Here is a 13,777-nt window from a genome sequence, read left to right on the forward strand (position 1 = left end):
CACCTACTATAGCCCTAAACGAATACAAGCGTTATCATAGTACATTAACAGCTTATCATCTTCTTGAATTATTTTTTCAGGAAGGCGATCTCCAACTTTCACAATCTGCTCAAATTCCTTCTCGCTATATGCTTTCTTAAATCCAGCACGAATGGCTTCCGTACGGAATTGTTTTAACTTTTTCTTACTATTTTCTAATTCTTCTACATAACCACTAAACTCACGAAGCAACGATTTCTCACGAAGCTTCTCTAAATCTGCTTGCTTATTCGGATCTGGAACATACCAGCGATTCATCGCTTTTTCAACAAATACAAGATCAGTTGTATCTACGCCACGTAAATCTTTATAATTTCGTCTTAAATAAGAAGCAATCTGATCAGGTACTCCTCCATCACCTTCAAAGAATAAGAAGTTTTGATGTAATAAATCATCTAACTCTGGAAGTAATTCATGCTTAGCAATATGTTGAATTTCCTTCATATAATTTGGATGTAAGTCTTGTCGAGTTTGCGGTTTCTTTAATAACTGCTGACGAATCCACTCAATTGCACTATTTTCATCGGATACAAATAAGCTCATTTGTGCAAATTCTTTAACTAATGTACGTTTCTTATCATATTCCGCTACTTGATTTTCTAAAAATGCCATACCATCACGCATTGGGAAACGTTGTGCTACACCGGATTGGAACTCAGCTGATGAAATCGGAACTGGCAATCCATTTTGAATGTGATATGCTACCATGCGATCGAATAATATACGCGGTGTTCTTTCTGATATAATCTGTGCTTCTCCTTTTATTCCAATAAATACAGGTAATTGATCTAAATGTTGAGTAACAAATGTCCAAGCAGATTCTTCTGTATTTTTTTCTTCTTTCATTTTATCAATGTTTTCTTTTCTTGGTTTATAGGCTGATATAACTAGATCTTGTTTTACTGCTGTTGTAGTAGTAACCGCTTTAAAACTGCCTTGTTTCTTATCTAATGCTGCAACATTGGCAATGACAAACCCTGCTTTTTGCATTGCTTCTTGAATAGCATTCCACACACTAGCCTTAGGATTACTAAATTCTACCGTCATCCAACGCCCCGGTTTTAATACTCGATAATAGTTTTTAAAACTACCTTCCATTAAATCCTGATATTGAGTAATTCCTTTTTCTTGAGTTGCATTTATAATTGCTTCACTGTTATTATTTGTAATTACTTTGAGCCATGATTCCCATATGAAATTTAATTCAGAATAATTTATATTTGCCCCAAATGGTGGATCTGTAAAGATATAGTCTATACTGTTATCAGCAATACCCACTGTACTCGCTGATTGTACAGTCACAACATTCTTACTTTTATTGTCTTTTAGAGCCTTACAAAAATCACGTAGCTTGCCTTTAATTACATTAAACACATTACTCTCTGCATTTAAAGAAGATACATATAGAGTTCCATTTAGGATTCCATTACCTCTATTCCCCAAGTTGTATCTCACTAATTTCGAAGTAAGTGTACCTACAATAGATTGAAACAATACTCTTCCTAAATTCCTATCTACATCTAATTTTTGTATCTCTTCATTTAGCTTTGAAAGTATAAAAAGATTTCTATTTGTATAGAAATGATGAACATTTCTAAATCCATGACTTACAAGAGGCTGCTTTGTGTTTTTTCCGTCTGGCAGTAATGACTTAGGATACCAACTTAAATTAGGTACCCTTTCAATCTCCCTTATTACATCTTTATCAGATTGATGAATTTTTTTAAAATATCTTTTCTTATTATACGTGTAGAATACCCCAACCGGTACTTGTTCAGTTTGTTCAATTACTCCATTTAAGGCCTCATCATAGAAATTAGTTTTCTTTCTCTCTAACTTTTCTTTCGAAAGAACTGCCTTACAGTTTGGACAAGAAATTTCATCAACTATTTTATTTCCTTCTTCATTTAATGCAACATCATAAAAAACAAATTCATTAGTACAGTTTGGACAAGAAAATACGTCACTCCAAATTACGTAGTTAATATTACCTATGCTCGATTGATTATCAGTTTGATGAAGTGTTTCATAAAACCAATGGTATTCCTTTTCAATTTTCTCTATCAAAGCAGACATATTTTTCTCAAAAACTTCGATATTTACTACATTATTATAATTATGTGCAATGAATGAAGCTGCAGTTGATAAATCATTTAGTATTGTATTTCGTTTCCCTATTTTAGAAATAAAATTACCTTCACTGTCTAATATCATTCCACCCTCAACCTTCAAGCCCAGTGATTGTAAATCTTCTTCATTTGCACATCTTGCTGCAGCTACTCCCGTCATTCCAGTTCCACAAAATGCATCTAGAATAACATCTCCCGGTTCAGTATAATGAAGTAAAAACTTTATTATAGCTTTATATGGTACCTTAGTATGGTAGCTATGCGCATTATAAATCGGATCATTTTTCCCTTCACTTACATCAGACGCAAATGGCTCCTTATGATACTCTTCATTTGCATCTCTTCCATACTTCTCAACTTTTTCTCGTTCCCATTCTCCAATAAATTCATTTATCCATGGATTGGGGCAAGCAGTATAATATGGTGGATCAGACAAGGCAATAATATCCTCATCTTCTCCAATAGGGAACCCTTCTATTTCCTTAAGCTCTGGAAGTTTTTTTCTCAATTCATTTCGAAAATATTCTCGACGTACTTCATCATTTTCAAATTTTATACCTAAGCAGACAACTGGTCCATTGTCTGCTTGAATCTGTTCACCTAATAGTGATAGTTGTTTTTCATCATTCCCCAAGATTATTTCCTCCTACTTATTTCTTAATCGTTAAACGAACTCGGTTTGTTTCATTCGTACCAATTAATCCTTTTAATAGCATATCGAAGTTTTTACGTGCTTCATCCACTGTGATAGGATTTCCATCTCCAAATACCTTCATAAGTTGTTCCATTTCAATTTGCTCTTTATGAATTCCTTTAAGAACAACATTGATAGCATTAATTAAATTTAATGAGATTGGAAGTGTGAATGCTTTATTTTGAATTAATTCATTCATTAAACGTTTTTGTTCGGATTCGAGTAAATCAATACTTTCTTTGACAATTGAATCATTAAAATTCGTTAATAGTGTTTCCGTCCATGAGTTTAGAAGTTCTCCTAATTGATCTTCTAGCTGTGTCAGTGAAGGCTTCGCTTTATTTTGTTCTTCCCTTGGATTGAATCTGCAATTTGGACACTCCGGCATATGTTGTAGTTTTTCCACTGTTAGATTATAACAATCTTTCAACGCTTTTAAGCTCATTTGCCAATCATCAAAAGCTTGATGAGGTAAGAATGATATCTTAGAAGCCAATGTATTTAAAGCATCATAACGTGGATCCTTTAATAAATCTGATTTTTTCTTATTCTCTGTTGCATTTAATCTTGCTGTTTGGTGAAGTGCCATATAATGTTCAATATATTCTTTTTTTAGTCGCTCAAGCTCTGCAACTTCTCTAGAACAATCTTCACCATTTTTTAAAGTGATGCTTAAGTTATCAAGTGACACATCAACATCATCTATCCACTCTTGACTAGGAGAGACAATATATCTTGCTTTTGATAAATAATCCGCTACTTTTGTATACTCATTGATTTTCTGTTGTAAATTCTCAAGTTGATGAACAATTGCTAAATTCTCTTTCTCCTCTTCAATACGCTTTATATCATATTTCAGGTTCACCATTTTAGCACGCGTATTGTACACTTGCAGTCCTTGTAAAAACTCACTTAAGCTATTTAACTTTTTAATTTTTTCTTCTTTCTCTTCTGATGAAAACAGTTGTCCATCCCATATTTGGAATTTATCTCTAACAGATGCAACCATTTGAACAGTTCGGGTTGTTTCCTCTTTTGCCTTAGATATAATTTGTTTAATAGAGAAATCTACAGAGTTGGAATCCGTAAAGTCAGCCTGCACTGCACCAAACATATCAATTAACCCTTGCACTGCTGGGACCGGTAAACCACTCGGCTTTTTAATATGACTAAAGTATGTTAAGTCATTTACTGAAAGACGAACAAACTCAGCAAAGTTCATTGCCTCATATGTCGTACCATTTACAGTAACAACAATTTCACCACTTTGAATTAACGATGCCAACACTACTGCTAATAATTCCGGTTCCATTGCGAATTGTTTTGTTACTCTCTGATCCGGTGTTCCTTGTACTGTATTAATGACTTCTATTAATTCATTTTGATTTAACACTTGTCCAGGTTCTTTTTGATTTAGTAATTCTAGTACCCATTTCGCATAACCAGAGTTTCTTGCAGTTAAATTCCCATTATTATCAAGAAGGACTAAGCCATTTAGGATTGCTTCTCCTTGATTTGTTTTCTTTCCATTTAAGTAATCTAACGCATCTTTTACGTATGTTTGCATGTTCGATTTTGTAACAAACGATTTATCTAATTTACGGAAAGTCGGATACTCACTATACTTCACCTCAAACCATTGTGAAAGTAAATCCTGTGAAACAGAATCAATGATTTGAATTAGTGTATCTGGATTACTTGGAAGGAAGAATCCATGCTCTAAAACATCAGCGTGCTTTCCCCTATAAACAATTTCAAAAGCTTCAACAAAGTTTTCTTTTAACCACTTCACTAATTTCTTTAAGTAATCATCCATTTTCGGCTTATATAGCTGACGATTTGTTGTTGTATCTTTATACATTTCACATGAACCACTATATAGACGTAGCAAATTAATAAAATCATCATTTTTCTTAATCAAACGGAAAAATACTTCATCTTCTTTTTGTTCATCTTTAAATTTTGGTTCCTCGAAAGGTTGAAGCATATAAATGTAAAAATCACGTTCAGGTTGCGCTGTAGAGCGCTCATTCGGTGCTCCAAAGAATATATAACCTTCTCGTTTAACACGACGATCAATCCATGGGATTTCATGCAACCAAATTTTATATCCACTTACATAAGATGTATCCGCTACTTCTGTCGCTTGTTTTAACACCTGGAAATAATAACTATCTAATTGATTATCTGTTAAACCTTCTCCACGCTGTTGAATTAATTCATCAACTGCCGTTACTTTTGCAATATCAATATAATATTGACCATTATCTTTATTTAACGATACAAATTGGAAACTCGCTGCAGTCATTAAATCTTTCATAGCCGATTCAATCATCGTTGTTAAAAATTCAGAAGCCTCTTCATCTAATTCTAACAACATTGGGTGACTTATAAATAATTTGTCACGTAATGATTCAGATGTAAGACCAATTGGTGTTTTTAAGTCATCTGTTGTTAAACGATACACAGCTAATGCATCAACTAACTGATTGGCCATAACTTTATACTGGCGCTTCACACCTGTCTGAATACATCCTTTTAACATTTCAACTTTATTCATAACCAACTTTACATTATCATTTGTTCGAAGAGACGAATCTTCCTCAATGTATTGCCAATAACGATCAAAAGAGATTAATCCTGTAGCATCTTCAGGAACTTCAAGCATTAGCAATTTTTTAATTTCTTTACTAATTGTTTGAAGTACGACACGCTTTTCAGCAATATTTACCTTTTCAAATGTTTCAAGATAGGAAGGATGAATTGGATACATATTTACGAACGTTTCCATATCTTCCGCTAATCCATTGTATAATTTCGTAAATTTACTTAAATGTTCACGAACTAATGCCTTTTGTTCATCGTTTTTCTTTAACAAACGCTCAGATACAACAAATGCAATATCCTCACGAACGATCCGAGCTTCTTTAAAGCGCTCTTTTACACGACGAAGTGAATCAGCAACAAAACTAAATTTAGGATTATCAAATAACATCTCCTGTACACCAGAAATAAAGCGGAAGCGAGATTTACCACATACTTCTCCTACTTCACGTAAAAAACCTAAATCTAAAGTCAAATCTTGTTCTTTTCGACCTCGTAAATAGTCAAGTAACTCATCGATTACTAAAAGTAGTCCTTTATCTGGATATTGCTCATGGAACAATTCCATCATCTCATAAAACATTTCTTTATTATTCGTAACTTGATCCGCTGCTGGGAAGGTATAATCAATCCCCATTTTTTCCAGTCCACGTTCTAATTCACGACAAATGATATCGCGTAGTGGCATTGTAACTGCACCAAATTCGGCACGAACAACTTGAAATTTCCCTTCAATCTCTTTTGCCTTTTCAGCTACTTCTTTATGTCGTAAGTGCTCACTCGCACCTGGTAATTCTGCAATTGTCGAAATAACACTCATTAAATGAGATTTACCCGTTCCATAGTTACCAACAATAAGCATTCCCTTATTATCAACCCAACGATCGAATTGAATGTTTTCAATAATCTCATTTGTTAATTTTTCTGCCATGTTATCCGAAATAACATATGTATTTAATAACGAAACTGCATAATCTGTATTATTTGCTTCTTTTAACTGAACAACAGATTCAACTGCTTCAAATTTTATTAAGTCTCCATATTTTAACATCCCTATAACACTTCCTTTATTTAATTCGTAATTACTTTCCCTTCAAAATTACCATTTGAATAATATTCTGGATGTCCATTCTCAGCATAAATCAACTGTCCATTTTTATATACTCCCGGCCATATTACAATGAGGTTATTTCGTTTGCTTATGTTTTCTAACAAACGAATTGAATTAATTTGTAAATCCGGATTAAATAAAATATCAATATATTGAAGTAAATATATTTTAGATGGATTATTAATCTTATGTTGCATAACTTCTTCAACATAAAGTGGATATTTATTTTTTGAAACAGTCACTAGTGATTCACTTAATATTAGATTTACATTCAACACTTCAATATCTGAATTTAAACTAACTATTTCGTCCACTATAGATTCAACATTACACACAAAAATCAATTTATGCCACCAAGAACTCATGTTTTCTATCTCATTTTTTAAAAGATGAAAATCCATCTAGCATACATCCTCTTTAACCAAAATTTTAATACATAAAATTAAATTTTCTTTTCTAGATTTCCTGTTTTAATGTATTTTAAATTTCTTTATATAAAATATAGTAATATAACTTAAATATATTAACAATGAAAAACAGCAATGAAACCCTTCCTAAAAATGGGATTTTCATTTAAAAAGTGTCATATCTTCAAATCCTAACAGTGGAACTGTCGTACGACGATCTAATAGATGATTATTCCATTCACATGATGTTTCAGAAACATAAGAACATGCATGACAAGCAGCGCCGTTAATAGAAGTCTGCAATTCAAAATCACCATCAGAACAATGAGGATCTGATGAACAATACTCAAAACGTTCCAATGCTCTTATAAAAATCGGGTACAATTTTTCTGGCTTAGATAGTTCAATCAAACCACCCAAACTGCCTTCTGAATCAGAAGATGCTGTATAAATTAATACTCCCATCATATCAGGACCACAATATAATCTCTCTCTTAAAGATGTTGAGGAATATCCCGAATGTGCTGCAAACTCCTTGATTAACATGTGTGAAAATGTGTGAATCAGAATATCCTTTGGTGCTAAATCTCGACTACTATAACCAAGCTCTTCTCGCATTATGTTATATTTATTAATGATTTTATTAAGTTGCTGCTGTACCTTTTGATTTGCTTGCCATTTGTAAATCACTTTAGGATTAAATTCAAAAAATATTCCTTCACCATGTACTAAAACACCAGGTAACCAATTTTGTCTTTCTTTCATAATAGGAAGTGCATCTAGAGCTTCTTCAAAAAATGGATCTGGATAGTTCAAGCGTGTAAATCCATTTAGCACTCTTACTTCACGTAATCGGTCTACACGAACAATCGAATTAATATATGTAGACATTTCCTCATGTATGGCAACTTGTTTACTAACAAAACCTGTTTCTTCTTGGTCATTAATACCACCAGAAATTAATGTTAACCATTCTTGTTTACGTATTGAATCGTAATTTACTGTCTCCTCATTTAGATAATAATTCATGATCCTTTCATAGTCACTTTCTGGTCTACCTAAAACTGAACAAATCAACGTCTTTTTTGCATTGTCATCATAGTTCTGCATTTCTAGTAAGTTTGCAATTACATCCCTTTTGCTATCAACAATAAACATGATTTCATCACCAGACGAAGCTGTTAAAGGAATTGAAAGAACGCTTGTAATAATTGGTGTATAAATATTGGAAGCTCCACGCAAACTTGTTTTCATACTTTCCGAGCACTCTTCTTTATCATTTAACCAAGGGCGCTCACCAGTACATTGAGGAACATATTTTTCAATTTCCTCCGTTTTCATAATTTGAGCAAGACTATTCTGTTCACCGCATTTTACACATGAAACAACAATATCCGATAATGAACCAGCAGAACCTTTCGTTTTATATTTCAAAACTGATTTATCACTAGAACATTTTTTACCATTATGCACCCAATCAATCCAAGGAAAATCACTTAAATGTCCTTTTTCACAAACGAGAATAAAACGGGACGGGTACAATTTAACACTTTTATCTTCATTTTTCTTACAATAAAAACACTCTTTACTTGCAAACGAATCCATCATCCCACAAGACGGACATATTCTCCATCGCGGAAACGATCTCGCTCCAACTTTTATACGATCTTCTTCCTCACTAATCAACTTAATATAATCAATATTTAACATTCTCTCTATTCTTGGCTCTTGATAACGATTTTCTCTTGGGATTGACCACTCATCCGCTGCAGAGATAACTACACTATCCTCTATTAAATCAACAATAGCACCAGGTCCATGATAGTGTAATAACTGAGAAGGACGCAATTTACCTATTTCCTGCTTACTCATAATTTCTCACCTCCACAATTTTAATTTCACCTTCAACATTTCGTAATGAATTTAATGTAGGTTTTGCATATTGATAATTTGTTCTTTCTTTGAAATTTTTTAAAATATGCCTTGTCCTTCCTTGTTTAACGTTTTGTCGGTAACTTAATTTCTCTTCAGAAATCGCCCTATTTTCCCACCACGAATAGATTTTCTCTATCTCTTTTTTTATATCATTTAGTTCTACTTCACTTGTAGATACCGCTCGTTTTATAATAAATTCTAGAATTTCATCAGTTATGCTGTTTTGCCTAAACTCCACCGCACCATTTTCTTTACGCAATGTATAATCGGTTTGTCGAATCATTCCGACTACAAGACCAGTTAATCCTCTTTCAAGGCTACCACTTGCAAAGGAAGTTACACTTGTCGGTTCAACATAACGATACATCGCCTGATGAAATGCATTGAAACGTTCAAAATGTGATAAATCTCTTGATCTCATCGAATTAAATAAAGTAACAACTAAACCTGGATAGCTACGACCAACACGACTCGTAGCCTGAATATATTCAGAGGCCGTTTTCGGCTGACTGTGCATGACCATTAGCCCCAATCGATTCACATCTACTCCAACAGAAATCATATTAGTTGCTAATACTACATCTAATCCATTCTCATCATATTTACGTTCAATCGCACCTAACACTTGTGGGATTTCCGCCGCTTTTTTTCTCGAAGTTAATTCTTCCGTAATTAATGGGTTGACCATTTTACTCCGATCACTTAGTAATTTCAAACGAATCGGGATTTCGTCTTTTAACTTCGTTGATGTACCAGATAATTCTTTTACTGTATTAAAGTAACCAAGAACAGTCCAATATGGGTCAATAGAATCATCCTTTTCCTCCAAGTTGCGAATGATAGAGAGTAATGCAGCGTAAACGTGTACCGTATGAATTGCCCCACTCACACCTGGTGCACAAACACCTAAATAAGAACGACCAGGTTTTTCTTCTATAGGAACTTGATAAGAGAAATAATTATCACGCACATCCGTTACCGATAAAGGAAATTGAGACACTTCTCTACCATACAGGCGTTTAACTTGTTCTTGTGCTCCACGAATCGTTGCTGTTGAAGCAATAATTTTAGGACATTTTCCATTGTATTGACATAAATAATCAATTGCTAATTCATACAGTCCCGTTAGGGAGCCTAATGGTCCACTAATTAAATGCAGTTCATCTTGTATTATTAATTCAGGTGGTATTAAACCATCTATTTTGTCTGTATAAATCCGTTGCTTATTAATTAAATGATAACCCTTATAATCTATATCATTTACAAACCCTTCAATAGGACTATAGTGTGTTTTCCAACCAAACAACTCACAAAAACGTTTATTCCAAGCAATCTGCGCAATTTTGTCTACTGTACCAATTAAGATTGTAGGCACATGATTGTATATAACTTCATCTACAGTATAGGCTGGAATGCCCCCATTACTAGCGTAATAACATTCTGAGTGACTACAAGTAATTCTCTGTCTATGATCTTCAAAGTGATAATCGTGTGCGGATAAACTAGAACCACACCAAGGACAATTTTCTAACTGCACTGGATTTGCCTCAGTCACTTCATTCCCATCAATAATTTGTTGTAACTTTTCCTTTGCTTCTTCAATTTTATTTGGTGTTGAAGCTTGGCCAATCCATAACCCAATTGAAAAAGGCTCTAATCCCCATAATACAGGATCCTTTTGACGTAAAAACTCCGCTGCGCAAACCATTGCAGTAGCACGTTGAAATTGTTGGGTAGTTAGTAATCTTAGTGTATATCTCATCAAAACAGTTACTCCTGCATATGTTTCACGTTGATGCGCTACACCATTTAACCTTCTCAACCCCATTAAGAAAGCTGCTACTCCTAAATACGCTTCAGTTTTCCCTCCACCCGTTGGAAACCATAGCAAGTCAACCAAATCACGATCTTTATGTTCGGGATTACTAATCCCATCAATATTCATTAAAATAAACGCCAACTGAAAAAGTCTCCACTTACCATTATAAACAGGCTCAACTCTTTCACTTTTGGATCGATATTTTAGTGCCACTTTAGATTGAGCTTGTTGAATCGCTATTACTCTATTCATAAATCTAAATGCTTTTAATTTTTTTTCATTTGATACTACCGATAAAATACCATTCTCAATTCTTTCAATGATTTGGCTAACTTTAGATATATTATTATTCACTACACTATGTAAATGACTAGGAATCCCTTCGAATTTATCTACTTGCTCTTTTACCCACACCCTATACGAATAAACTAATTTATATAAATTAGTTTGTAATTCTTCTGCTGACATCTCAGCCAGTTTAACCATAGAAGTTGTTAACTCTTTTATCTCCCTATGCTCGACAATCGGAACTTCTGCAGTTGGTAACCATGTAGTTTCTAATAAACATTTCCCTTCACTGAAACTATAACCTATACCAACACCATGACCGATAGCATATTCATTTACATGACGGTACAATAATTCATCTTCCAAATTCCATTGGTCTGCTCGTGAACTAAACTTCGCTATCGATTCCTCTTTAACTTCTACGGCAAGCTTTGTTTGAAACATGATCTCATTTTGAAGTGGATAAGAATCACGTTTATACCCATTTAACAAATAAAAACTAACATGATATACTCCATCTCTTTCTTTTACCTTACATCGGAGAACTCCCGGTTCCTCTAATTGCCACTCTCTATTTTCTGGAATAATATTATCAAGCGTAACCATAATAGGTTTTCGCACATGATTTTCACCATACATTCCCCATGAAATCTTAATATTAATAGGAACTAATTGACTCATTCGAAAACTAAATCCCATAGATGAAGCTCGAAACGGATTTCGGTTTGCAATTAACTCATCCACATTCTCTGTATCTAACAACTCATTTGTTTGAACATCATATTCTTCTTCATTTACAACTTCAACTGTTGATCCAAAAGGAACTAACTTACCTGTTAAATAGAGTGCCATAGGCGTTTTTTTACTACTTAATACTTCATGCTCTTCTATAGGTCCGATTAAAATTTTTTCAAGATCAGCAATTAATTCTGTTCTACGTTCAAGATGAGAATTTAATTTTTTCATTTCAGCACATTTCTCCTTCTTACATTTTAAATTTCCATTTTGGTATAAGGAAAAAATAGGAACATATTTTTATATTACATAATTCTTCTATATATGTGCTATTTTTCTATTAATTACAGACAAATTTTATAAATTGCTTTCCTATATGTATATCCTTCATATTTATATTTAACATAGTTCTACTAGTCCATAATTTATCATTTAACCTAATTTAGAATAATAATCTGATACTCAGTTAGCCACCTAAACAATGACTAACTATTAAAACTTACGGACTAAAAGCCATGAAATTTTACAAATCAATAGAACCATACATCTCCAACAACTTCCTCCCCTCCTCAACAACCTCTTCCCTCAAGTCCTTAGGCTCCAACACCCTAACCGAAGCACCCATCCCCAAAATCCACTTCTTAATCGACTCTTTTCCACTCATCGTCGCTCGGAAAAAGATGCTGCCATCATCATTATGTTCTATCTTTTGATTTTCTCCCCAAATGGATTCTGGCACGGATACGGCGAATGGTGGATAGATGAGTAACTCTACTTCTAATGGTTCTTTCATAATGCCGAATTTCGGAAATTCTTCCCTAATATCGAAATTAGCAGGTATTTCATATGTATCATACAAAGTTCTAATATCTTTTATTCGAGATAGTTTAAACATACGTTTTTCCTTTTTATCATTACATAGGGCTAGGCAATAAAAGAATTCGTTGTAGTGTACAAAGCCGTATGGATCGATAATTCGTTCTGATCTTTCACCAGACCGTTTCTCATACTGTATTTTCACCTTGCTTCTTGTAAATAAAGCTTCTTGCAGTTGTACATATTTTTGATTTTCATTAGAAAACGCATAATTTGGCTTCGATCTTTGCACAAAATAAATATGACGATCTTTATTCGTTTCCACTTTCCGAACAGCATTCAATTTATCTAATGCTACTTGTGCGTCTCGTGAATAAATGTCATTACCTTTTGAAACTAGTTTTTGAATAGAAAATGTTAACGCATCTAGCTCTTGTTGGGACATATTTTTAATAGGAAATAACGATGTATTTGAAAGAGAATAGCCACCGTATCTGCCTTTCGTTGTTTCAATTTTAATACCAGCCATTTCAATATCATCACGATAAATGCGGACCATCCGCTCTTTTACTTCTAATATCTCTGCCAGTTCACTAATTCTCATTTTCCCTCTGGCATGTAGGAGCTCAATCATATATAGACAGTTACTTAATTTACTCATATCATTCCTCGTTTCTATTCATCCATCCTCATTCAAGTATAAAAGAATAGAAGCATATTTTACATTCTTTCTATATATTCCCTTATAATATTAATACAACACCCCAAAATGCACAGTAGCACATCCCTGACAGACACCATCCTCAAAAAGATGTTCTGGCAAAGTCCTTTTATCACAAAACTTACACTGCTGATACCGCCTTTTTCTGAACTCAGCTACCATGATAATACTCTCTTTAATTTCCACCAATTTCTCACTGTTACTTAGCTCATCTAGGTGTTCCCATAACAATATATGATGCGTAAATTTTGTCATGTCTGGTCTACATGGACTGTTCCACACTATTCTATGAAATCCTATTTCTAACCCCATTTCTCCCGCACGAATAAACATGTTCGGATCAAAATCCAGCCCTCGTACTGCGAATTCGACATCTAATTCTTTCAACTTAAAAAGCTCCAATTGTTTTGATATAAATTGTTGTAACTGTGTTTTTGCTAATTTCATTAGTGAATACTCTCCTTTATTACATGAAAACA

General features: G+C 33.7%; 7 protein-coding genes. All 7 read right to left on the reverse strand.

Annotated features, from left to right (window positions below):
- Window positions 1-6: 6 nt before the first annotated feature.
- Window positions 7-2,802, reverse strand: coding sequence for a DNA methyltransferase (locus tag PDQ40_RS23460; RefSeq protein ID WP_270691670.1), 2,796 nt, complete (start codon window positions 2,800-2,802; stop codon window positions 7-9).
- A 16-nt stretch (window positions 2,803-2,818) separates the two neighbouring features.
- Entirely contained in the window at window positions 2,819-6,517 is a 3,699-nt protein-coding gene (locus PDQ40_RS23465; protein ID WP_270691671.1) for a DUF6079 family protein, read from the reverse strand.
- A gap of 20 nt (window positions 6,518-6,537) precedes the next feature.
- Window positions 6,538-6,978 (reverse strand): BREX-3 system P-loop-containing protein BrxF, encoded by a 441-nt coding sequence (gene brxF, locus PDQ40_RS23470; RefSeq protein ID WP_270691672.1) that lies wholly within the window; start codon window positions 6,976-6,978, stop codon window positions 6,538-6,540.
- Window positions 6,979-7,146: 168 nt separating this feature from the next.
- The gene (gene drmB / locus PDQ40_RS23475) at window positions 7,147-8,856 is read right to left on the reverse strand and encodes a DUF1998 domain-containing protein (RefSeq protein ID WP_270691673.1); all 1,710 of its coding nucleotides are present in this window, start codon (window positions 8,854-8,856) and stop codon (window positions 7,147-7,149) included.
- Entirely contained in the window at window positions 8,849-11,992 is a 3,144-nt protein-coding gene (gene drmA / locus PDQ40_RS23480) for a DISARM system helicase DrmA (RefSeq protein WP_270691674.1), read from the reverse strand. Before drmA ends, drmB begins: the two co-directional genes overlap by 8 nt.
- 292 nt (window positions 11,993-12,284) lie before the next feature.
- A complete protein-coding gene (locus PDQ40_RS23485; RefSeq protein ID WP_270691675.1) occupies window positions 12,285-13,238 on the reverse strand; it encodes a helix-turn-helix transcriptional regulator in 954 nt (317 codons plus the stop codon).
- 90 nt (window positions 13,239-13,328) lie between these two features.
- Window positions 13,329-13,745: a hypothetical protein gene (locus PDQ40_RS23490; RefSeq protein ID WP_270691676.1), complete on the reverse strand. Its 417-nt coding sequence runs from the start codon at window positions 13,743-13,745 to the stop codon at window positions 13,329-13,331.
- Between the last annotated feature and the right edge of the window lie 32 nt (window positions 13,746-13,777).

Source organism: Bacillus cereus group sp. Bc061, assembly GCF_027715825.1.
In the GTDB taxonomy this organism is placed as follows: Bacteria; Bacillota; Bacilli; order Bacillales; family Bacillaceae_G; genus Bacillus_A; species Bacillus_A paranthracis.

Bases quoted from the DNA above. Each gene is read 5' to 3' on its own strand.
- drmA (WP_270691674.1), bottom strand. From the start codon at position 11,992: ATGAAAAAATTAAATTCTCATCTTGAACGTAGAACAGAATTAATTGCT.
- brxF (WP_270691672.1), bottom strand. From the start codon at position 6,978: ATGGATTTTCATCTTTTAAAAAATGAGATAGAAAACATGAGTTCTTGG.
- PDQ40_RS23465 (WP_270691671.1), bottom strand. From the start codon at position 6,517: ATGTTAAAATATGGAGACTTAATAAAATTTGAAGCAGTTGAATCTGTT.
- PDQ40_RS23490 (WP_270691676.1), bottom strand. From the start codon at position 13,745: ATGAAATTAGCAAAAACACAGTTACAACAATTTATATCAAAACAATTG.
- PDQ40_RS23485 (WP_270691675.1), bottom strand. From the start codon at position 13,238: ATGAGTAAATTAAGTAACTGTCTATATATGATTGAGCTCCTACATGCC.
- drmB (WP_270691673.1), bottom strand. From the start codon at position 8,856: ATGAGTAAGCAGGAAATAGGTAAATTGCGTCCTTCTCAGTTATTACAC.